We start from the raw sequence: 21,759 nt of genomic DNA on the forward strand, positions 1-21,759 counted from the left end.
ATGGATCGCCTTTGGCCTGACCGCCGCAGCCGCCGTGTTCACGCATCTGACCGGGGCGTTCTTTTTCGTGGCGCTCGGGTTGGTATGGCTGCTGTCTTTGGCCACCGGTATCGGCCGGGATGCGCTAACCCGTGCATGGGTCCTGCGTCCTCTGGTCGGGGTCGCGATCGCGCTTGCGCTGACCACCTTGGCCTATCTGCCGATTTTCCCGAGCCTATTGGAAGCCATGGGCGAGGTCTCGGCGTCGTCAGCCGTCGACCCGATGCAGGAATACCAGAACCCGCTCTGGACGGTGGCCGAAGGTCTGCGGACGGCCTTGGGCAATACCGGTGGATTGACCCTGCTGATCGCCGTCGGCGGGCTCTTGGCCATCATCTTCGGAGCGATCGGGTCGCACACCCGGCAACCACTGTTCTTTCCGGTTGTCGCAGCCCATGTCGCCGTTACCCTGCTGTTGCTTTCGGCGCTGGACATGCGGATCTGGCCTCGGTTCTTCTTCGTCGATATCGGCCTCATCATCGTGCTCGTCGTGGTCGGGTGCCAGTGGGCCGCCGGACTCATTTCACGCATCGTTGGACGCGCCGGCCTTGCTCGGCCCTTGTTCAACCTGGGCGCCCTGATCATGGTCGCCCTGTCGGTTTTTCTGGTCCAGAAGAACTATGCCGCGCCGAAACAGGATCTGGCTGGCGCTTTTGCATTGGTCGAAAGCCAGCGCAGCCCCACCGAGCGCGTCTATGCCATCAATCCGGGCGGCCCGATCTTTCAAAGTCACTTCCAGGCCGACTGGGGCACCATCGACACTGCTGCGAATTATGATGCGGCGATGTCCCAACCCGGTCCGGTGACGTTGGTCGTTCTGTTCCCGAACCGGATGTTCCGCGCCATTCCGCAACTGGGCCACGATGCCGAAACCGGCCTGGAGCTGGTCAAGGAATTCCCCGGCACCCTGGGAGACGGCGCGGTTCTGGTTTTCCGACGCCCATAGACAGACCGAACGGCCAGTTTCAGCACCCGCTTTGTTCGATCGCCGCCAAAGCCTTGTCTCCGTGGGCCTGGGGGATGTAGCGCGACCAGCCCATCGTATAGAGCTCGCCATTTTCCGCTCTGTTTACATATGTTGCCACGAGGTCGCCAATCCTGTTGAGAACCAGTATTCGGCCCCGGTTTTCCTCTTCAACGATCAAGTGGCCAGAAGGTGTGAAATCCTGCAGACCTTCTGTCATCGTTGCCGTTTTCAATTCCATGAATGCGTCATGAAAGGGCCTGGACACAGCGCCGGTCTCGAAATCGTAGATAACAGGCTCACTGGCACTGTCGACGCGCGACCCAAAACCGCGATCGAACGCAGCATTGTCAAAAACAGCTATTCGGCGATCACTAACTATGTCTACATCGTGTTGCGATTGCCATGGTCCGGCCTTCCACCAAACGAATTTTTGGATTGATGGGCGATACAGCGCAACAAGAGACGGACTTCTAAAGCTCAGAAAGAGGTCTCCTTTCTTCCAGAATGGCCCGTCCTTTAATACTGGTTCTATGTCGTTAAGATGCATAGGATCTTTCCAGAAATGGGACGCCGGAAAAATCAGGTGTTTCAGCCCGCTGTTCTCGAATATTGGGGCCAAGGGTTCCTCGAAATCAACTTGGCCGCCCGCGGTTACATGCACAAGCGAGTCGCGCACAAATCGTTCTGACAGATCGCTTGGTCTGGACTTCAACGCCAGACCCGGCAGCCAATAGCCTCCCGCTCCGTCTGAATTGGTGGAATGGTGGACCAGCACGTCGTTTTGCGCCCAACGGACGTCACCGCAGGCCGTCAGCATGATCAAAGGCGAGTGATGACTCTTGACCAGCAACTCTCCTGCTTCGGTCAGGTATGGGTGTATGTAGCGAAAGTATCCATCGTTCCAGTACTCATACGGAGCCCACCCTTCAAATTCGGGCTTGCGTTCAAAGCTTGCCAAGACCGTCTCGGCATCCGGCATCCAAGTTCGAAGCGTTTCGCCAGTTTGCAACGACACAAGCTCGACCACGTGCCGCGTCCGGTCACCGTCATAGCGACTGAGCAACAGATATCCGTCCAACCCGCCCGAACCCGGCGGTTGCAACCAAGACCATTTTGCCGGAGCGGTGCTTCCCGGAGGGAGCTTCAGAAATGAAATCATCGTCGGGTCCGGCCCGATCACAGTTTTCAACGACTGGCGCGCGTTTTCCGGCAGTTCGGCCAAGGCCAAGGCTGCGTCGCCGATCACGCCGAAATGGTCACCGCCCAACTCCTCCTCGCCACGTTCCTCATCCAGAACGATGGCTCCGAACAGAACCATGCCGAAAAAACCGAAGACGGCCAACACCCCCAAGACCCAGAGTTCGATCTTCTTGAAGAGGATTTTTTCCATCCGATTACCTCCGATTTGGTTCCCGGGTCCGCGCTTCAATTGGCCCGTTGCACCGGGCTGCGGGCCGGTCTTGGCCGGCCGGTGACGGCTTGCGCCGCCAGATCCTGAAAGATGTCCTCGGCCTGCTTCAACAATGTGTTGGAAAACCCGTCCTGCCGCCGCGCGTCGGGCTCAGCCCGGAAGAACCCGCGGAAGTCCATATCTGCGACGTCGATATCCAGGCGCTCACCGAGGTCGGCCAGAACCTCGTTCGGACGGGCCCTCAGGTCGTCCTGGACCACGAAATGGCACCGATCCCCCTGTGCGGCGATGTCGCGGAAGGCTGCAATCCAATAGGCCAGCCAATAGTTCGGGTCCTCGAGGTGATAGCCTTCGACAGCAAGTTCGGGAAAATCCAGCGGGCGGTGGAGGAGCCCGAACTCAAAATGCCCGATATCGCGCATATAGCGCAGCACGAACGGATCCTCGGCCTGTCGAACAAGGAAATTCCGATGCTGGCGCAGCATCGACCAGGCATGTGCGCCGGGATGCCGGATTGGCACGACGACCGCACAGCCCGGAAACAGATCGTGCAGCAGACGAAGACGGGCGATGTTGGCGTTGTTCTTGGACAGGTAGCGCGGCGGCGCCGTGGCGCCGCCGCCGGATCCTCCAGTGCGCAGATGGCAAATCTTGCGAAAATGTGTGTCGAAAAAGCTCTGGGCCTCGCTGTGCAGATCCGTCGCGTACCAAAGCTCGATCCGGTCGTCGCGATATTTTGCCGGCCAGAACAGATGCCAGAAAATTTCATCAAAGGCCTCGGGGCTGTCCAGCCCGATCGTCAGACCATCGCCATGCGCCCGTTCCACCTGCGCCACATCCCGCCTGAGCGCGCCGCCTAGCCCGTTCCACAAATAGGGGGCGGAAATGAACGGCATGTCTCTGTATCGGTGCGTTGCCATTCCCTCGACATGAGACAGGGCGTTCAACACCGAGGTGGTTCCGCCGCGCGCCAGCGAGGTGACGAAAATAGGCGGGCGGGTTTCAGCCTCGGGCACCCGGCGCCGGAAGGCATAATCATCGACTTTCGCCGATACCTTGTGAAATTTCGGACCGGAAAAGGCCAGCATATGTGCAAACCGGTCCGCCGAACTGTACGGGCCTGGTGCATTGGCATCGCTTTCCACCCGGCCCTTCCGACGTAGGAAAAAGCGGCCAACCAGAATGGCGGCCAGCGACACACCCACGATATAGTCGAGGCGCAGCATCAGGGAAAAGACCGCGTCCGCCGTGGTCAGGCCGATGGCGTCAGCAACCATGATAGGCAGAGCAGCCGCCGCCAGAGCTACACCAAACCGCCAGAACAGGCGCCACGCCCCCTGGAGCAGAGTGACCCCGGCCTGCCGGACCCGCACTTCCTTGACCTCGTCGCTCAGCTCGCTGTCAAGCATCGCCGAGATGCCTTGCATGGCATCCTCGCCCAGACCTTTCGACAGACTGATGATATTCAGCGCCCAGATGCCGAACCCGAAACCGGCCACGGCAAACAGGGACACGATGAAGGCAACGATCATTGGGACAGGTCGGCTTCTTCGCCTTTCGCCTCAGCGTTTTTCCTTTTGCGCAGCGCCCGTTTGATTGGGTACCAGAGGAAACCGACGACCAGCAGAAAGCCGCCGACCACGATCGCCAGCAGAGTAAACAGGGCGCCCAAGCCCGCGCCCGGTCCGATATAGGCATGCGCCGGCGTTGTCAGGGCCAGAAACAAAAGGGCCGCGTTGATCCAAATCCGCATGGGTACCTCACTCGCAACAGACGAAACCGACCGTGTGGTACAGGCCAACAGTCAATCATATTCAAGAAACGGTACCACGAACCGATGAAAATCCAAAAAAGAAACCCAGCCTCCGACGATTTCGTTGGTCTTCTGTGCAACAATCGCAGAATTCGCCATTCATTATCTAGGGTGCGTGCCGGACCAGCAGGCGCTTAGAAATCAAGGCCCAGATCGACTGTCCGATAGGAGTGGGTCAGAGCCCCGGACGAGATATAATCGACCCCGGTGGCCGCGATCGCCGCTACCGTACCCACGGTGACATTGCCCGACGCCTCGGTCACCAGACGCCCATCCACCATCGCCACGGCCTCTGCCAGCATGTCCGGCGTCATGTTGTCCAGCAGCACGACATCAGCGCCACCAGTGTCCAGAACCTCGGCCAGCTGGTCCAACCGGTCCACTTCGATCTCGATCTTCATCATGTGCGACGCACGCGCCTTGACCGCCCCCAACACCGCACGCACCCCGCCGGCGGCGGCAATATGGTTGTCCTTGATCAGGATCGCATCCGACAGCGAATGGCGGTGGTTGAACCCGCCGCCATGCAGCACGGCCAGCTTCTCGACGATCCGCAGGCCCGGCGTGGTCTTGCGGGTGCAGGTGATGCGCGCCTTGGTCCCGGCGGTCTGCGCCACCAGCTCGGCTGTCAGAGTGGCTACCCCTGTCAGACGACCGGCAAAGTTCAGCGCAACGCGTTCCCCCGACAGGATCGAAGCCGCGCTGCCGGTGATCTCCATGAGGGTTTGGCCCTTGGTGCAACGGTCCCCGTCGGCCACAAGCGGATCGATCTTCAGCGTCGGGTCCACCAGCCGGAACGCCAAGGCCGCCACCTGCATACCCGACACAACCGCATCCTCGCGCGCGTTCAGCCGCGCGGCATAGGTCACGCCCGCCGGGATTACGGTGCGGGTGGTTATGTCGCCGCTGGTGCCGAGATCTTCGGTCAGCGCGGCGCGGACCATTGGTTCAAGGATCAGGTCGGGGACAGTGGCATGATGCATGTTGCGGTTTCCTTGAAGATTTTCGACCGCAGTGCCACGGCCTCGTCCAGTGTCAGATCAGACCGCCGCCCCGGCCCCGTGGCCGAAGCAGGACAATCGGATCGGTAATGCGCGCCGCGGCTTTCGGTGCGCATCAGGGCGGCCGCCGCGATCAGCGTGGCGGTTGCGGTCATGTTACGGAACAAGTGAGACTGACCGTGCAGCGACTCCAACACGGCGATCCGGCCCAAGGCGCGGCGCAGCCCATCGGCGTCGCGGACCACGCCCACGCTATCGGTCATGACCTGGCGCAGTTCGGCCACTCCCTGCAGGTCGGGCTCGGTACCGCCCGATGGCAGGCGCAGCCGCACCTCGGGCGCGTCGGCAACCGTCAGGGTGCCGGCAATGTCACGGGCGCAGGCGCGGGCAAAGACCAACGCCTCAAGCAGACCGTTCGACGCCAGCCGATTCGCCCCGTGCAACCCGGTTGACGCCGCTTCGCCACAGGCCCAGAGCCCGGCCAGAGAGCTGCGGCCATTCAGGTCGGTGGCCACGCCGCCCATGTGGTAATGCGCCGCCGCCGCCACCGGGATCGGTTGGGTCACGGGGTCGACACCGTTGCGCAAGCAGGCCTCGGTCACCGCCGGAAACTGACTGCGGATCGCCGCGCCGATCGCTGCGCGCGTATCCAGCGCGGGGCGGTTGCCGGCCTTGGTTTCCAGATAGACGGCGCGCGCCACGACATCACGCGGGGCCAGCTCGGCATCCGGGTGGATGCCTTGCATGAACCTTTCGCCGTGGCGGTTGATCAGTATAGCGCCCTCGCCACGCAAAGCCTCGGTGGCCAGAGGCATCGGGTCCTCGCCCACGTCGATCGCGGTGGGGTGAAACTGAATGAACTCAGCATCGGCGATCCGGCCCCCGGCCCGTGCGGCCATACCGATCCCCTGCCCGCGGATCCGCGCCGGGTTGGTGGTGCGGGCATAGAGCCCCGCCGACCCGCCCGTGGCCAGTACATGCGCAGCCCCGCGCAGAAGCACCGGTTCGGCCCCCGGCGCATCGGTCGGCGCCAGAAATACGCCCGAGACCTTGGCCCCGTCGCTTTCCAGCCCCACCGCCAGCGCCCCTTCGATCACCTGGACCGAAGCACGCCGCCGCAGCTCGGCGATCAGGGCGCGCATGATCTCGGCACCGGCCTGGTCGCCCTTGACGCGCACCACGCGGGCCACCGAATGGGCCGCTTCCTGCGATTGGATGAACCCGCCATCGGCGTCCCGGTCGAACCCGGTGCCCAGATCGGACAGGTCCAGAATATGATCCCGCGCCGCGCGGGTGACGAACTCGGCCACCTCCTGCAAGACCGACCCTGCGCCGGCGCGCATCGTGTCGCGGGCATGGGCTTCGGGGCTGTCGGACGGATCCATCGCCGCCGCCACCCCGCCCTGCGCCCAAGCCGAACTGGCACCCGAGCCCAGCGACTCGGGCGAGATCATCACCACCGGATGCGGGTCGAGCTTGAGCGCGGCATAGACCGCTGCCAGACCGCCGCCGATAATGACCACCCGAGGGGTCGAGACCGTCTGCATCGCCCCGGTCAAATTCCCAGCTTGCGCGACAGATCGATCATCCGCTGCACCGAAAGGCGCGCTTTTTCCGCCACTTCGGGGTCAACCTCGACCTGCCCGGTCATGGTGTCCAGCGCATACAGCACCTTTTCCAGCGTGATCTTCTTCATGTAGGGGCACATGTTGCAGGGGCCGACGAAATCGACCTGCGGCAGCGCGTCGGCGATGTTCGACGCCATCGAACACTCGGTGATCAGCATCGCCTTTTCGGGCTGTTCGTCAGTGACGTATTTGATGATGCCGCTGGTCGACCCCGAGAAATCGGCCTCGGCCACAACGTCGGGCGGGCATTCGGGATGCGCGATCAGGCGGGTGCCCGGGTTCCATTCGCGGAACTCGCGCAGGTCCTGCGCCGTGTATTGCTCGTGCACGATACACGATCCTTCCCACCAGACCACGTTCTTCTGTGGCACGTCGCGGGCCACGTTCTGCGCCAGGTACTGGTCGGGGGTCATGATGACCGTGTCGCTGTCCATCGCTGCCACGATCTGCGCCGCGTTCGAGGAGGTGCAGCAGATGTCGGATGCCGCCTTCACCTCGGCCGTGGTGTTCACATAGGACACGACCGGCGCACCGGGATAGCGGCGGCGCATCTCGGCGATGCCCTCGGCGGTGATCGACTCGGCCAGCGAACAGCCGGCCTCCATGTCGGGCATCAGAACAGTCTTTTCGGGGCTGAGAATCTTCGAGGTCTCCGCCATGAAATGCACGCCGCATTGCACGATCACGTCGGCCTCGACCTCGGTCGCCTTGATGGCCAGCTGCAGGCTGTCACCGACGAAATCGGAAATGCCGTGATAGATCTCGGGCGTCATGTAGTTGTGGCCCAGTATCACCGCGTTGCGCTCGGCCTTCAGATCGTTGATCGCCTTGACATAGGGCGCGTAGATCGCCCAGTCCGCCGGCGAGACGACGCGCGACATACGGTCGTAAATGTCGCTCATGCTGGCGGCCAACTCGGGCGAGGGGGTCAGGTCGTATTTCTCGGCTAGATGCGCGCGCTGCGCGGGATGGTCGAACACTTGGTCTGATTTCCGCCTGGTGAGTTCCTGTGCCGCTTCATATGGGGATTCCGTCCCGTTGGCCACAACCTGCCAACGGAAAATATGCCGCATCACCAAGCGTTATGCCCCGCGCGGCTGTGGAACTCTGGGCCGATGGGGCGGGTCAGAGCTCGACCCGGCACCACACGCAATCATGATCCGACAGCGGCTTGCCCTCGGCCGTCAGCGAGGGCAGCAACCCTCGGTCCGGGCATGTCAACCCCCTGCCCGCGAACCAGTCCAGCTTCATCACCCGGTCCGGGTGCGGCGTGATCAGGCTGGGGCGCGTGGTGTGACCTTCGGCAGTGAACGCCCAGCTGTATCCGCGGCGCTCGGCCAGGGAAAACAGCGTTTCCCGGCGCCAGTCGAAATCGGGCGGCAGGTGGTTGCCGGTGTTCAGATCTCCCCCGATCAGCACCGGCATGTCTGGCGCAAACGCCTCGACGGCATCCAGCAGTTTTTCGAACTGCGCGTGCCGGTGGTCCGAGGCGGCGTTGCTTTCCAGATGCGTCGACACCACGCAGAGCGGCCCGGCCTTTGTCGGAACTTCGGCCAAGATCGCCATGCGCCCGCCCAGTCGTGGCTGATCGGGGTCGGCCGCGCCGCTGTCGGCGGCGAACCAGTGGCCGTGATCGTCCAGCCGAAGCAGCGAGGTCCGGCTGAACGGCACCGCCGACAGGATCGCATTGCCGTGCCAACCCAGCGTGTTGAAATCGTCGCTGCAAAATGCGCGTTCGGTCGGACCACCCATACCCAACTCGTGGAACTCGACGCCAAAGACATAGGCCATGTTCAGATGGGCGGCCATCTCCTCGGTCGTGTGGCGCTGTGCGGTGCGGGCCATGCCGTGATCGACCTCGGACAGCAGAACGATATCCGGCGCGACCGGCGCCAGATGCGCGGCGGTCTCAGCCGGAAAAAGGCAACGCTCGACGTTCCAGGCCGCGACCGTCAGAGTCGGGTTAAGCACGTCACGCGACGCCCGCCCGCCCAGTTGCAGCGCGTTCATGGCCGGCGTTTCCGCCATCAGGGCACGATGCGCTTCGGCGGTGCGCGGCGCGGACAGAATGCGCGCGCGCGCGGCTTCGGAAACAGGCGGCAAGGCCGCGACGGTCTTGGTGATCACAGGGCTTTTCCGGTTTCCGGGTGGAACAGAGTGATGGCGTCGGACTTCAGCGCGATCCGGGTCTCGCCCGGCGCGGCCTCGACATCCTTGCCGACATGGATGGTGAACTCCTGATCGGCCAGCCGCCCGTGCAGCAGCCGATGCGCGCCCAGCTCCTCGATGATGTCGACATGGAAGGAAATCGAGCCTCCGGCGCCCAACATCACGTCCTCGGGGCGGATGCCCAGAGTGACCGGGCCAGACCCTTCGGCCGCGCCCAGCACCGTCTCACCGTTGATCATGACATTGCCACCGTCCAGCCGGGCCTGGATCAGGTTCATCGGCGGCGCGCCCATGAAGCTGGCCACGAAGGTCGAGGCCGGGCGGTGGTAGATCTCGGACGGGGTGCCGATCTGTTCGATCCGGCCTGCGTTCATCACGATGATCCGATCAGCCATGGTCATCGCCTCGACCTGGTCATGGGTCACATAGATCGAGGTCACGCCCAGACGCCGCTGCAGCGCCTTGATCTCGATCCGCATCTGGTTGCGCAGCTTGGCGTCCAGGTTCGACAGCGGCTCGTCGAACAGGAACAGCGCCGGGTCGCGGACGATGGCCCGGCCCATGGCGACCCGCTGGCGCTGACCGCCCGACAACTGCGAGGGCTTGCGGTCGAGATACTCGTCCAGGTTCAGCATGGCGGCGGCCTCGGCCACCTTCCGCTCGATCACGTCCTTGGGCGTTTTGCGGTTTTTCAGACCATAGGCGATGTTCTTGCGTACCGTCATGTGCGGGTACAGAGCATAGTTCTGGAACACCATGGCGATGTCGCGATCGGCCGGATCGACGTCATTCATGACGCGGCCATTGATCGTCAGTTCGCCTTCGGTGATCTCTTCCAGCCCGGCCACCATGCGCAGCAGGGTGGACTTGCCGCAGCCGGACGGGCCGACAAGAACCACGAACTCGCCATCACCGATGTCGAAACTGGACGGGGTCAGCGCCTCGGCGCCGTTGGGATAGATTTTACGGATGTTCTTCAGGGATACCTGAGCCATTTGCTTTACTGCCTTACTTGTCGGATTCCGTCAGGCCCTTGACGAACCAGCTTTGGAAGAAGATGACGACCATGACCGGGGGGATGATGGCGATGATCGCCAGCAGGTTGGCCCGGCCGTATTCGGGAATGCGGTTGCCCTCCAGCACCTGCGTGATCTGCTTGATCCCGCGCACCAGGGTGAACATGTCCTCTTCGGTGGTGATCATGGTGGGCCACAGATACTGGTTCCAGCCATAGACAAACATGATGATGAACATCGCCGCGATCATCGTACGCGACAGCGGCACCAGGATGTCGATGAAGAATTTCACAGGACCGGCGCCGTCGATGCGCGCAGCCTCGACCAGTTCTTCGGGGACTGAGCGGAAGAATTGCCGGAAAAAGAACGTGGCCGTGGCCGAGGCGATCAGCGGAATGATAAGGCCCTGATAGGTGTTAAGCATCCCCAGCTTCTGCACCACCTCGTACGAGGGCAGAATGCGCACTTCGAGCGGCAGCAGCAGCGTGGTGAAGATCACCCAGAAGGCCAGCGTGGCAAACCGCATCCGGAAATAGACGATCGCATAGGCGGCCATCATCCCGATGAGGATCTTGCCCAGGGCAAAGCCGATGCCCAGGATGAACGAGTTCTTGAGCATGTTCAGGCCGGTATTCTGCCCCGAGAAGCCCGAGGCCTGGAACATAGCCTTGTCGAAATTTTCGGGCAGCTGATCGCCGATCGTCAGGCTGGGGCCGGTCTTGATCACCTCGACATCCGGAACGGTGGTCATTTGCAGGACCATCAGCAGCGGCAGCATCATGAACAGCGAGCCCACGATCAGAACCGCGTGATCGCCGATGGCGCCCCACCGGATGCGGCGCTTGCGTGGCGGCGTTTGCGAGGCGGCGTAGTCGATCACACCTGCATTTGCTTCGGTCATCGTCTGCCCTCCTCAGGTATAGTGAATGCGGCGTTCGACCAGCCGGAACTGGAACACCGTCAGCGCCAGGACCAGTACCATCAGAACCACCGACTGCGCCGAGCTGCCGCCCAGGTCATTGCCGCGGAAGCCGTCCACATAGACCTTGTAGACCAGCGTCATCGGGTTGTTCCCCGGCTCGCCCTTGACCATGGTGTCGATCACGCCGAACGTGTCGAACAGCGAATAGGTGATGTTCGTGATCAGCAGGAAGAACCCGGTCGGCGCCAGCAGCGGGAAGGTCACGTCCCAGAACCGTCCAGAGGCCGAACGGTTGTCGATCAACGCCGCCTCGCGCACCGATTTTGGGATCGATTGCAGCCCGGACAGGAAAAAGATGAAATTCACCGGCACCTGCTTCCAGACCGACACGATCACCATCGCGGTGGCGGTGTCATTGAAATTGACGCCCAGTTTGAAATCCCATCCGATCGAACGCGCCAGTTCGGTCAACGGTCCCCAGCTTTGGTGGAACATGATCAGACCGATGAAGCCCGCCACCGGCGGCGCCACGGCATAGACCCACATCAACAGCGTGCGATAGGTCTTGGCCCCGCGCAGAACGTTGTCGGCCTTGACCGCCAGCAACAGCGCGATGGACAGCGACAGAAAGGTGACCAGAACGGTGAAGATCACCGTGAACCAGGCGATGCTGAGGTATTCGCCGTTGCCTGCAAGGTCCCTGTAATTGTCCAGCCCGACAAAGGTCGATCCGAATCCGAACGGATCCTGCAGGAAGAATGACGACTGAACCGCATGCGCGGCGGGCCAATAGAAAAAGACCGAAATGATCACAAGCTGCGGCATCAGCAGCAGGATCGGCAGCCAGCGGGCGGTAAAACCAGCGCGTTTCATGAATTCTCCGTATAACGGAGGGCGGCCGCAGGACCTGCGGCCGCCCGTTTTGCGTCAGTGGGTCAGTTCTGGGTTTTCGCGAACCGATCCAACAGGGCGTTGGCTTCGGTTTCGATGTTGTTGAACGCGTCCTCGACCGAGGTCTCGCCGGTCAGGATGCGGCCGTATTCACGGTTCATCACGTCGCGGATCTGGACGTAGAAACCCATACGGTAACCCTTGGTATGCTCACCGGCCGGCAACGACAGCTGCTTGATGCCAACCTCGGCCGCGGGGGCGCGGTCATAGTGGCCGTCGGCCTTGGCCATTTCATAGGCGGCGGTGGTGATCGGAACGTAACCGGTCTCGCGGTGCCACATGTACTGGGTTTCCGGCTTGGTCAGGAACTCGAAGAATGCGGCCGTAGCCTTGTTTTCCTCTTCGCTCTTGCCGGCCATCGCGAACAGGGCCGCGCCACCGATGAAGGTCTGCTTGGGCTCTTTCGTCACGGCTTCCCAATAGGGCAGGAAGGTGGCTGAAAACTCGAACGGCAGGTCCTTCTTGGACAGGCCGCCGAACGAACCGGACGACCCCAGCCAAATGGCAACCTTGCCTTCTTCAAACGGGGTCTGGTTGTCGCTCCAGCCGGTGCCGTACCATTCGAAGAACCCGTTGTCTTTCCAGTCTTTGACGGCGCTGAAATGTGCCTTGATCGCGTCGTTGTTGACAAGAATATTGGTGCCGTCAGCGCCTTCATAGCCGTTGTCGTTGGTGGCGAACGGCAGGTCGTGACGCGAATGGAAGTTCTCGGTGAAGATCCACGGCAGGTGCGATTGCGACAGACCGATATAACCGGCCTCTTTCAGCGCGGGCGCGGTGACGGTCTGGAACTCTTCCCAGGTCTTCGGCGGGGTCACGCCAGCTTTTTCCAGCGCATCCACGTTGTAATACATGATGGGCGAGGACGAGTTGAACGGCATGCCGATCATCTTGCCGTCACTGTCGGCATAGAAATAGCGCACGCCCGAAATATAGTCTTCGATGTCGAACGCAACGCCGTTCTGTTCCAACAGGTCCTGAACCGGAACGGTTGCACCCTTGGCACCGATTACGGTGGCGGCGCCGGCGTCGAATACCTGCAGGATGTTGGGCTGTTCACCCGCGCGGAAGGCGGCGATGCCTGCGGTCAGGGTTTCCTCGTAGGTGCCCTTGAAGACCGGAGTGATCTTGTAGTCGTCCTGCGAAGCGTTGAAGTCCTCGGCAATCTGGTTGACGGTATCGCCCAGTGCGCCGCCCATGGCGTGCCACCATGTGATTTCAACCTCGGCCATGGCGGCGCTGGCCACCATCGCGATCGCTGCGGCCGACGCGCCCAACTTGAATTTTTGCATGTGAATCCTCCGGTTCGTGTTTGGCCCTTTCGGGCGGGCAAAGCCCATGAAGCTGTGCGGGTGCAAGGCCCCGAGAACGCGTGCACATTGTTCAAAATTTTTTTCTGGCCAATATGCACACGTGTTCACTAACTTCTAAGCATGACATTTTGGTGAAAGAATCGATTCAATTCAACAAATTCCTGCACCTTGCATCTGGTGCCGATCAGACATGACCGACACATCGAAAAAACCACCCTCGCGCCCCCGTCGGGTCACCGCCAAGACCGTTGCCGATCTGGCCGGGGTTTCGCGTTCGGCGGTGTCGCGCGCCTTCACGCCAGGCGCCTATGTTGATTCGGAGAAACGCAGGCGCATCCTGCAGATCGCCGCCGAAACCGGGTATCAACCCAACGCCTTGGCGGCGGGGCTGAAGGGCGGCCAGTCGAACCTGGTCGCGGTCTTTGTCGGCGACATGCGCAGCCCCTACGACGCCGCCTTCGTCGGACAACTGACGCGGCGGTTGATCGGCATGCGGAAATGGCCGATCTTGGTCGATCAGGCGAACGGCCAACCCGAAGCCGCCTTGGACGACCTTCTGCGGTTTCCCCTGGATGCGCTGATCCTGCGCGGCGGAAGCATGTCTCAGCAGATCGTCGAACGCTGTGCCCGGTTTAACGTGTCCACGATTTCGTCGGGACGACCGGTCGAGGGGCCGGGTATCGACACCGTGTGCTGCCGTAATGCCGATGGCCTGCGCCGGTTGACCGAGTTGCTGATTCAGCGAGGCTATCGAAGGTTCGGATTTCTCAATGGTCCGAGCGAGTTCTACTCGTCTTCACGGCGGCGCGCCGGGGTGTTGCAGGCTCTGACCAAGGCCGGGCTGCTGCTGGTGGCCGAAGCCGGGGGCGACTATACGGTGCAGGGCGGGCACTCGGCTGCGGTTGAGCTTCTGAACCAGCACCGCATCGATGCGTTGATCTGTGCCAATGACGCAATGGCGATCGGCGCGCTGGCGGCGGCGCAGGCATTGTCGCTGGACGTGCCCGGCGACCTTGCCGTCACGGGATTCGACGATATCGACATGGCCGGTTGGCCGATCTTCGACCTCACGACGGTGCGCAACCCAATCGACGAAGCTGTCGATGCGATCATCCACCTTCTGGATCTGCGCCAGGCCGAGCCGAAGAAGGCCCCGGACCGTATCGACATCGATCCGGTCGTGATCGAGCGCGGCACGCATTGAGCTGCGGCGCACAGCTCGGCCTTCTAGGGTCAGGCCGGACCGCCGGCGAATTGCCTGAGCTCAACACCGCTCTTCTGCAGGGCGTGGCGCACCTGGGCTGCGATCTTCACGGCCGTCGGCGTGTCTCCGTGCAGGCAGATCGTGTCGATGCGGGTGGGAATATGCTTGCCGCTTTCAGTGATGATTGCCCCGGCCTTGACCATCTCGACCATGCGCGCGGCGGCACGGTCGGGGTCATGGATCACCGCGCCGGGCAGGCTGCGGTCGACCAGCGTGGCATCATCGTTGTAGGCACGATCGGCAAAGATCTCGCAGGCTACGGTGCAGCACAGGTCGCGCGCGGCGCGTTGCTGGGCGGTTCCGGCCAGAACCATGATGATCAGATCCGGAGCCACCGACAGCGCCGCCTCGTAACAGGCCCGCGCCATCGCCTGATCTTCGGACGCCATGTTGGCCAGCGCGCCGTGCAACTTCAAATGACGCACCTGCCCGCCGGCCGCCCGCGCCATCGCCTGCGCCGCGCCGACCTGATAGCGGATAAGGTTCTGCAGCGACGGCAGGGGATAGTGCATCCGCTGACGCCCGAAGCCGTGCAGATCGGCAAACCCGGGATGCGCGCCGATGCCCACGCCGTTCTCCACCGCCTGCGCCATCGTCGCGGCCATTACGTCCCAGTCGCCCGCATGAAACCCGCAGGCCACGTTGGCCGAAGTCACGATCTTCAACAGCGCCCCGTCATCGCCCATTTTCCAAGGGCCAAAGCTTTCGCCCATATCGGCGTTCAGATCGACTTGATGTGCCATGGCACAGGCTCCTTATCTACAAAACGTCCTCTTCGCGGGCGATGGCGCCGCTGATCAGTTGATAGGATAGCAGGTCGGACATACTGCGCGGATCACGGATCAGCGGGCGCAGCGCCCGAGGTAGCGCGACCCTGACCTGGGCGGCGGCCCGCTCGGCGGCCACCGCTTCGTCCAGCGACACGAAGCGGAACCGCAGGTCGGCCCCGGCCGGGGCCTGCGCCACCTTGGGCAGGTCGCAGGGCAGAACGGTGCCGATGCGGGGATAGCCGCCGGTGGTCTGGCACTCGGCCAACAGCACGAAGGGCGTGCCGTCGCCGGTGACCTGGATGTCACCCGGCACGATGGTTTCCGACAGCACGCTGCGCCCGCCCGAGACATGAAAGCCCGGCCCGTCGCTTTCCAGCCGCACGCCCATGCGATTGGCGCGCGCGTCCCGACGGAACGCGGTGGCTTGCAACCGCTCCAGAACGTCTGGGGCGAACAGGTCGGTCTGGAAACTTGCCACGATACGGATTTCTCCGCCCGAGAACCGGTCCTCGGGGTCGAAGGTCATGCCGGTTGCACCGCCCGAATCCGCGCCGATCGCCAGCCGGTCCCCCGCCTTCAGCAGGGCACCGATCCCCGCCGTCAGATGGGCCGAACAGGCGCCCAAAAGCGGGTCGCCCTTCACCCCGCCGCCGATGCTGAGATAACCATAGCTGCCGGCGACGGCGGGCCCGATGCTTAGCCGGGCGCCCGCAGGTAGAAGGTGCGAGGCGTTCCAGACTGCGGGCGCGCCATCGATCTGCGCCCGCATCCGCGCGCCAGTCAGGGCGATGCGTAGATCCTGATCGGCCTGAAATTCTCCGCCCATGCCAGCCATTTCCACGGCGGCAAGACTGTCGGCCTGTCCCAGCAACGCTGCGCCCTCGGCCAATGCAAGCCGGTCCACCGCACCCCCGCGCGACAGGCCCATGTCCAGATATCCGGGCCGCCCCAAGTCCTGCACCGTTAGGCCGGGCCCGACACGCAGTATGGTCAGATACGCGCTCATGCCAGCGCCTCGCAAGTGGCGCCGCCGCGCGGATCGCTGCGCATCCGCGCCAGCGTTTCCGGGTCGGTGGGGGTGAACTGTACTTCATCCCCGGGGCGCAAAAGGAAAGGTTCGGGCACATCGGGCTGGAACAGACGGATGGCGGTCTGGCCCACATGTTGCCATCCGGTCGGCGTGGTGACAGAGAACAGCACAAGCTGCCGCAGCGCCACCACCAGAGCGCCCTCGGGCACGCGCGGGGTCAATTCCTTTTGCCGGGGGATGTCCCAGGCGGGCGGCAATTCACCTAGATAAGGCTGACCCGGGGCAAAGCCGATGGTCTGCACCCGCACCCGCGCTTCGGAAAGCGACCGGATCGCCTCGGCCTCGGACAGGCCCGCCGCCTGCGCCGCCTGCCCCAGCCGCGGCGCCAGATCCGTGCCGAAGACGGTGGGTACCCGCCAGAACCTGCGCCCGCCGGGCAGGTCGGCCGCGTACCAGTCGCGCTGGTCCAGCAGCGCCTGCACCTGCTGGTGCAACGCGGCATGCGACAAGTGCAGCGGATCGAACCGGACGAAGGCCGACACCAGCGAGGACGAGGTTTCCTCGACCCCCGCCCAGCTTTCCGCCTCGAGCGCGGCGCGAAAGGCCAGGGCAGCGCGGTTGGCCGGTTCGCTCAGCGCGGCTGCAAAGCTGATCAGCAGCCCGTCCACCCCGGCGGTTCGTATGATCGGAAAATCCTGCATCGCCCCCGTCACATCTGGTTCGGCAGATAGGTCACGATGCCGGGGAAAACCACGATGATCACCAGCGCCACGATCATCAGGAAGAAGAACGGTAGCGCCGCATGGGCCACCCGCAGGATGTCGCGCCCGGTCAGCGATTGCAGCACGAACAGGTTGAAGCCGACGGGCGGGGTGATCTGCGACATCTCGACCACGATCACGAGGAAGATGCCGAACCACAGCGGGTCGATCCCCGCCTGCATCACCATCGGCATGATGACCGAAGCCGTCAGCACCACGACCGAGATCCCGTCCAGAAAACATCCCATGATCACGAAGAACACGGTCAGCGCCGCCAGCAGCGTGAAGGTCGACAGGCCCAGCGACGCGATCCATTCCGCCAGCACGCGCGGAATGCCGGTGAAGCCCATCGCCACGGTCAGGAACGAGGCCCCTGCAAGGATGAAGGCGATCATGCACGAGGTCACCGTGGCCCCCATCAGCCCGTCGACAAAGCTGGCGCGGGTCAACGTGCCCTCGCGCCAGGACAGCAGCAGCGCCAGCACCACGCCCACAGCGGCCGCATCGGTGGGCGAAGCGATCCCGGCATAGATCGAGCCGATCACACCGACGATCAGCAGGATCACCGGCACCAACCGGCGAGAACGTCGCAGCTTTTCCCCGAAACTCGCGCGGATGTCCTCGGTGGGTAGGTTGGCGCGGTTGATCAGTGCCCAGATCGCCACATAACCCACGAACAGCCCCACGAGAAGCAGTCCCGGCAGAACTCCGGCCACGAACAGGCGGGCGATGGACTGCTCGGTTGCCACGCCATAGACGATCAGGATGATCGACGGCGGGATCAGCAGGCCCAGCGTAGCCGACCCGGCCAGCGTGCCGATGATCATCTTCTCGGGATAGCCGCGGCGCGAAAGCTCTGGAATCGACAGCTTTCCGATCGTGGCCGCCGTGGCCGCGGACGACCCGGACACCGCCGCAAAGATCCCGCAGGCAAAGACGTTCACATGCAACAACTGCCCCGGCAGCCGGTTCATCCAGGGCGACAAGCCCGTGAACATGTCCTCGGACAGGCGCGAGCGGAACAGGATCTCGCCCATCCAGATGAACAGCGGCAGCGCCGCCAACGCCCAGGAATTACTGTGCCCCCATAATGTGGTCGCCATGACCAGCCCCAGCGGCGCATCGGAAAACAGCGCCATCGCCGCAATCCCGACCCCCAGCAGCGAAAACGCCACCCACAGGCCCGCCCCCAGAAAAGCGAACAGCAGAACAAGAAGAATGATGGAAAGCGTGGCAATCGACATCTGCTGGCCCTATTCGTTCAGAAGGTTTTCGCCCTTGCCGTCCCAGCTGGGCGCGCGGCCCGCCAGCAGGCCGACCAGCTCGTCGACCAGGGCAAGAGTCAGAATGGCCAGCCCCAGCAGGACCGGCATCTGCACGATCCACAACGGCACCGAGACCATGCCTGGGCTGCGGTCGCCATATTCCAGCGACTCCAGAACCAGCAGGCCCAGATACCAGGTGGCATAGGCGCTCATGGCCAGGGCAATTGTCACCACGCAGATCTCGGTCAGACGGCGCGGTCCCTTGGGCATCCGTCCGATCAGCAGCGTGACCCGGATATGCCCGCCGGCGCGCAGCGCATAGGCCAGCGCCAGAAAGCTGGATGCGGCCAGAAAGAACCCGGTGAAATCGGCATAGGAGGGGATGGTCAGGCCCACGCCCTGCCCGGTCAGCGCGGCCCAGATCTTGTCGACCAGATTCAGCCCGACCTGCGCAAAGACCAGCACGACGATGGCCAGAATGAACAGCGCCGCCAATCCGCCGGCTGCACGATAGATGAAATCAAGACTGCGCCGCAGCATCGCCATCCCCTCCCCTTGTTGTCGAACCCGGCCGGACGTTTGGCACCCGGCCAGGTCGGATCGTTTACTGCTGATAGGCCTGCAGCAACGCGGCGCCTTCTTCGCCGGCCTCAGCGGTCCAGTTCTCGAGCATCTGCGCGCCGATCGCGCGCAAGCCGGCCATCAACTCTTCGGATGGCTGCACCACGGTGATGCCGTTTTCCTGCAGGACCGCGGTCTGCTTGGCGGTCTCGGCCTGGCTCATCTCCCAGCCGCGGGCTTCGGCGGCGGCGGCCGCCTCCAACACGGCGGCCTGGGTCGCGTCATCCAGACGGCGGAAGGCGCGCTTGTTCACCACGACCACGTTCTTGGGAATCCAGGCCTGGATGTCGGTGTAGTGGGTCAAAAAGTCCCACGCCTTAGAGTTCACCCCGGTCGAGGGCGAGGTGATCATCGCTTCGACCCGGCCGGTGCTGAAAGCCTGCGGAATGTCCGGCACCTCGACCTGCGTGGGTGCGGCGCCCGCCAAGTTGGCGAATTCTTCCAGCGTAGCGTTGTAGGTGCGGAACTTCAGGCCCGCCAAGTCATCCACGCTGTTGATTTCCTTGGTGGTGTACAGACCCTGCGGCGGCCACGGCACGGCGTACAGTACCATCATGCCCTGTTCATCCAGCAGACCGCTGATCACGTCCTTCTGAGCCGCCCACAGCTTTTGGGCGTCGTCATAGTTGGTGGCCAGGAACGGAAGCGAGTCCGCACCGAAGGCTGGGTTGTCATTGGCCAGCAGCGACAGGAAAAACTCTCCGATCGGAACCTGACCGCTGCGCACGGCCTTGCTGATCTCGGGGTGCTTGAACAGAGATCCGGCGGAATGGACCTTGATTTCAAGGGCACCATCGGTGGCCGCGGTGACGTCCTTGGCGAATTCGTGGATGTTGACCGTGTGGAAAGTGGCATCCGGATAGGGGGTCGGCATGTCCCAGGTCTCGGCCTGCACCTGCATGGCCAACCCGGCCAGCGCGGCCACCGCGCCACCGGCAATCTGCATCAGTTTCATTTTGGCTCTCCCTGCTTGAGTACTGGCGCAGAAGCTGACTCAACGTCAGCGATTTGTCAACGTTTTGTTATTGTTTTGGCCGAAACGCTGCAGGTTCCAAAGGTCAGGACGTTGAAAACGCACGCACTCCATGCCAAAACACTGATAATTTCTAAGCGTTTTGCAGATCAAAAGGCCGCAACATGACCGATTCTTCCCCCGACACGCGCCGCATCGTTTCCTCTCGCCACCTGGCCGAGGGCGAAGGCTGGGAACTGTCCGAACTCGAATTCGGCCTGATCATCGTCTACAACGCGTTCTCACGCTGGATGACCCGCTGCATGGCCGCAGCCGGGCAGGCCGATCTGGGACCGCTCGACATTCTGATCCTGCACAACGTCAACCACCGCGGCCGCGACAAACGCCTGACCGACATCTGCTTTCTTCTGAACATCGAAGACAGCCACACCGTTAACTACGCCCTGCGCAAACTTCTGAAGGCCGGGCTGCTGACGTCGGAAAAGCGCGGCAAAGAGGTGTTCTACCGCACCTCGCCCGAGGGCGTGGAGCTATGCGACGCCTATCGCAAGGTGCGCCAACAATGCCTGCTGGAAGGGCTGCCTGCCACCGACCTGTCCGGCGACGATCTGCGCGAGTTGGCCCGCAACCTGCGCGCTCTGTCCGGTCACTACGATCAGGCGAGCCGCGCTGCGGCGTCGCTCTGACCGTCGTCGCTTGTGCCATTCACCCTGTGATCTGACGACCTGAGGCTGGCAGCGCAGGTTGTATCCCGCCCTGCAGCCAAAAGCGCGACAAAGACCGATACCCGCGCCCACCCGGCCTATTTGCACCGTTAGCCCGCTTTCCCAAAAAGCACACCTGGCCAAGCGCAAAGCGTTGGGGCTCTATCCGGCAATTCTTGCCCCTCGGGAGATATTCATTCATATTCCGATGTGAGCATTTAGGGAGTTGGACATGAATATCTCACGGCGCAGGATGATGCAGGTCATGGCGGCCATTCCGCTTGCAGGCGGGCTGCCGGTCTTGGTACGGGCCGACATTTCGTTGGGTTCGGCCAGGCTGACGACGGTCAGCGACGGCCATCTGATCCTGCCCGCCAGTTTTATTTTTGATCCCATGCCCAAAGATGAGCTTGGTCAGGTTCTGGCGGACTTCGGGATATCCAATGAAACGCTGGAACCCGAGTGCAACCTGACCCTATATCGCGACGGCGAAAACACTGTTCTGTTCGACGTCGGCGCGGGGCCGGATTTCGTTCCGACTGCCGGCACCGTTCTTGATAGCCTCGACGCGGCCGGTGTCACCCCCGAAGACGTCACCCATGTCGTGTTCACTCATGCACATCCCGACCACATCTGGGGGCTGTTGGATGATTTCGACGAGATCGTCTTCCCCGATGCAGCCTTCATGATGGGCCGAGCCGAGTGGGATTATTGGTGGAATCCCGAGACCGTCAACACCATCGGCGAGACCCGTGCCGCTCATGCCGTCGGTGCAAAAAGAAGAATGACCGCGATCGAAGACCGCGTTCAGCTTTTCGACGCCGATCAGGAAATCCTGCCCGGAATCGCTGCGGTTTCGACCCCGGGCCATACACCCGGACACATGGCGTTCGAGATCCGGAAGGGCAACTCGGCCGCACTGGTCGTCGGCGATGCCATCGGCAATCACCACGTCGCCTTCCGCCGGCCCGCGTGGCACAGTGGTGCGGATCAGGACGCAGAGACGGCGGCCGCCACGCGGCAGGTTTTGTTCGACCGCCTGACGCACGAGGACCTGGCCCTGATCGGCTTCCATCTTCCCGGCGGCGGCATCGGCCGCGCCGAAAAGGCCGGTGACGGTTATCGGTTCGTCGAGGCATGA

General features: G+C 62.9%; 21 protein-coding genes. 4 read left to right on the forward strand and 17 right to left on the reverse strand.

The annotated features are described in order from the left end of the window. On the forward strand, nt 1-985 hold a 985-nt coding region (locus AC2FMN_RS00005; protein ID WP_496685140.1), incomplete at its 5' end, for a hypothetical protein. Between the two features lie 19 nt (nt 986-1,004). Here AC2FMN_RS00005 and AC2FMN_RS00010 read toward each other — a convergent pair. The 11 genes from AC2FMN_RS00010 to AC2FMN_RS00060 all read right to left on the reverse strand — a co-directional run bounded on the left by AC2FMN_RS00010 (nt 1,005) and on the right by AC2FMN_RS00060 (nt 13,209). Further along, complete coding sequence (locus AC2FMN_RS00010) at nt 1,005-2,396, reverse strand: arylsulfotransferase family protein (protein ID WP_496685141.1); 1,392 nt, start codon at nt 2,394-2,396, stop codon at nt 1,005-1,007. A 35-nt stretch (nt 2,397-2,431) separates the two neighbouring features. Then, the gene (locus AC2FMN_RS00015; protein WP_496685144.1) at nt 2,432-3,949 is read right to left on the reverse strand and encodes a sulfotransferase; all 1,518 of its coding nucleotides are present in this window, start codon (nt 3,947-3,949) and stop codon (nt 2,432-2,434) included. Continuing rightward, entirely contained in the window at nt 3,946-4,170 is a 225-nt protein-coding gene (locus AC2FMN_RS00020; RefSeq protein WP_496685145.1) for a hypothetical protein, read from the reverse strand. Before AC2FMN_RS00020 ends, AC2FMN_RS00015 begins: the two co-directional genes overlap by 4 nt. Before the next feature lie 194 nt (nt 4,171-4,364). Further along, nucleotides 4,365-5,213 carry a carboxylating nicotinate-nucleotide diphosphorylase gene (nadC, locus tag AC2FMN_RS00025; protein WP_496685148.1) on the reverse strand — a complete coding sequence of 283 codons (849 nt, stop codon included), beginning with the start codon at nt 5,211-5,213 and terminating at the stop codon, nt 4,365-4,367. Next, complete coding sequence (locus AC2FMN_RS00030; RefSeq protein ID WP_496685150.1) at nt 5,186-6,778, reverse strand: L-aspartate oxidase; 1,593 nt, start codon at nt 6,776-6,778, stop codon at nt 5,186-5,188. The genes nadC and AC2FMN_RS00030 overlap by 28 nt, the downstream gene beginning before the upstream one ends. 8 nt (nt 6,779-6,786) lie before the next feature. Continuing rightward, nucleotides 6,787-7,839: a quinolinate synthase NadA gene (nadA, locus tag AC2FMN_RS00035; RefSeq protein WP_496685152.1), complete on the reverse strand. Its 1,053-nt coding sequence runs from the start codon at nt 7,837-7,839 to the stop codon at nt 6,787-6,789. A gap of 145 nt (nt 7,840-7,984) precedes the next feature. Continuing rightward, a complete protein-coding gene (locus tag AC2FMN_RS00040) occupies nt 7,985-8,983 on the reverse strand; it encodes an endonuclease/exonuclease/phosphatase family protein (RefSeq protein ID WP_496685722.1) in 999 nt (332 codons plus the stop codon). Continuing rightward, nucleotides 8,983-10,023, reverse strand: a complete 1,041-nt coding sequence (locus AC2FMN_RS00045) for an ABC transporter ATP-binding protein (protein WP_496685155.1) — start codon at nt 10,021-10,023, stop codon at nt 8,983-8,985. The genes AC2FMN_RS00040 and AC2FMN_RS00045 overlap by 1 nt, the downstream gene beginning before the upstream one ends. 13 nt (nt 10,024-10,036) lie before the next feature. Further along, nucleotides 10,037-10,945, reverse strand: a complete 909-nt coding sequence (locus AC2FMN_RS00050; protein ID WP_496684448.1) for an ABC transporter permease subunit — start codon at nt 10,943-10,945, stop codon at nt 10,037-10,039. Between the two features lie 12 nt (nt 10,946-10,957). Beyond that, nucleotides 10,958-11,839 (reverse strand): ABC transporter permease subunit, encoded by an 882-nt coding sequence (locus AC2FMN_RS00055; RefSeq protein ID WP_496684445.1) that lies wholly within the window; start codon nt 11,837-11,839, stop codon nt 10,958-10,960. 62 nt (nt 11,840-11,901) lie between these two features. Beyond that, the gene (locus tag AC2FMN_RS00060; RefSeq protein WP_496684442.1) at nt 11,902-13,209 is read right to left on the reverse strand and encodes an extracellular solute-binding protein; all 1,308 of its coding nucleotides are present in this window, start codon (nt 13,207-13,209) and stop codon (nt 11,902-11,904) included. A 211-nt stretch (nt 13,210-13,420) separates the two neighbouring features. Here AC2FMN_RS00060 and AC2FMN_RS00065 point away from each other — a divergent pair, with 211 nt between their 5' ends. Continuing rightward, complete coding sequence (locus AC2FMN_RS00065; RefSeq protein ID WP_496685157.1) at nt 13,421-14,434, forward strand: LacI family DNA-binding transcriptional regulator; 1,014 nt, start codon at nt 13,421-13,423, stop codon at nt 14,432-14,434. Nucleotides 14,435-14,463: 29 nt separating this feature from the next. On the opposite strand, the gene AC2FMN_RS00070 is transcribed toward AC2FMN_RS00065, so the two are convergent. The 6 genes from AC2FMN_RS00070 to AC2FMN_RS00095 form a co-directional block, all read right to left on the reverse strand. Next, nucleotides 14,464-15,237, reverse strand: a complete 774-nt coding sequence (locus tag AC2FMN_RS00070; protein WP_496685160.1) for a LamB/YcsF family protein — start codon at nt 15,235-15,237, stop codon at nt 14,464-14,466. 16 nt (nt 15,238-15,253) lie between these two features. Further along, the gene (locus AC2FMN_RS00075) at nt 15,254-16,270 is read right to left on the reverse strand and encodes a 5-oxoprolinase subunit C family protein (RefSeq protein WP_496685162.1); all 1,017 of its coding nucleotides are present in this window, start codon (nt 16,268-16,270) and stop codon (nt 15,254-15,256) included. Beyond that, on the reverse strand, nt 16,267-16,995 hold the full coding sequence (locus AC2FMN_RS00080) for a 5-oxoprolinase subunit B family protein (protein WP_496684453.1): 729 nt from the start codon (nt 16,993-16,995) through the stop codon (nt 16,267-16,269). The genes AC2FMN_RS00075 and AC2FMN_RS00080 overlap by 4 nt, the downstream gene beginning before the upstream one ends. Before the next feature lie 8 nt (nt 16,996-17,003). Continuing rightward, nucleotides 17,004-18,299, reverse strand: a complete 1,296-nt coding sequence (locus AC2FMN_RS00085) for a TRAP transporter large permease (protein WP_496685163.1) — start codon at nt 18,297-18,299, stop codon at nt 17,004-17,006. A 9-nt stretch (nt 18,300-18,308) separates the two neighbouring features. Further along, nucleotides 18,309-18,860 (reverse strand): TRAP transporter small permease, encoded by a 552-nt coding sequence (locus tag AC2FMN_RS00090; protein WP_496685166.1) that lies wholly within the window; start codon nt 18,858-18,860, stop codon nt 18,309-18,311. A 64-nt stretch (nt 18,861-18,924) separates the two neighbouring features. Next, a complete protein-coding gene (locus AC2FMN_RS00095; RefSeq protein ID WP_496685168.1) occupies nt 18,925-19,896 on the reverse strand; it encodes a TRAP transporter substrate-binding protein in 972 nt (323 codons plus the stop codon). 182 nt (nt 19,897-20,078) lie between these two features. Between AC2FMN_RS00095 and AC2FMN_RS00100 the strand changes: the two genes are divergently transcribed. Together AC2FMN_RS00100 and AC2FMN_RS00105 are read left to right on the forward strand one after the other, a co-directional pair. Further along, nucleotides 20,079-20,600: a winged helix DNA-binding protein gene (locus AC2FMN_RS00100; RefSeq protein WP_496685171.1), complete on the forward strand. Its 522-nt coding sequence runs from the start codon at nt 20,079-20,081 to the stop codon at nt 20,598-20,600. A 250-nt stretch (nt 20,601-20,850) separates the two neighbouring features. Next, on the forward strand, nt 20,851-21,759 hold the full coding sequence (locus AC2FMN_RS00105; protein WP_496685173.1) for an MBL fold metallo-hydrolase: 909 nt from the start codon (nt 20,851-20,853) through the stop codon (nt 21,757-21,759).

Source organism: Ruegeria sp. BHSC037 (genome assembly GCF_059613045.1).